We start from the raw sequence: 754 nt of genomic DNA on the forward strand, positions 1-754 counted from the left end.
TTTCATCAAAGACATATTTCTCAGAGTACCATAATAGTATACTCTCAACGCATTTCCACCAGTTGTTTTAAATGCATAATCGTTTGCGATATACTCATCCTCTTTGATAAATGGATGAAGGATGATTATATCTATTGTATTTAGTATCATATAGATACCGTAAAATATATAATCCAATAATTTAAACCACCAGGTTTTTTTATCCTTAATTGAGAATCGGACCATATAAAGTAAATTAGAAAAAATTGTTGAAAATCTAAAAACCACTAGATTTATAACATCTCCAAGTTTTGTTGTAGCGTGACCTAGTTCATGAGCAAGCATACCTTCAAATAGGAGATCATCTACTTTGGCTCTTGTATTAATGTATACTGTGTTTTTAAAGTAAAATGCGGGATTTGGAAGTTCTTCTAAATCGACGTATTTGTAGTTTAGTTTTTTGTTTTTTAGTTTAGATGTTTCGTCAATTAAATACATATATTTCTCGAATAAATCATTCTTAGGTTTTGATTCTTTGAATATATTTTTATTGTTGGTTCTAATTAATTGAAATATAAAAAGCCCAACATAGAATACCAACACTAAATTCATTAGTATTTCTCCACCGATCAAGTAAGAAATAAGTAATACAAAAGAAAGTTCAATTATTGAACCTAGTATATTCAGTAACATAAATTGTTGTAATCTCATTGTCTCACCTCGTTATAAGTATATCATAGATAACCAAATCAAAAAGAGACAAATCTGTCTCTTT

The 754-nt window shown here is 28.1% G+C and carries 1 protein-coding gene; it reads right to left on the minus strand.

The window, feature by feature from the left end; all coding sequences use genetic code 11:
• Nucleotides 1-690: hypothetical protein (locus AC2LE6_RS06150; RefSeq protein WP_484478383.1), on the minus strand; the 690-nt coding region annotated here is incomplete at its 3' end.
• Nucleotides 691-754 lie beyond the last annotated feature (64 nt).

The organism is Candidatus Izemoplasma sp. (genome assembly GCF_982632705.1).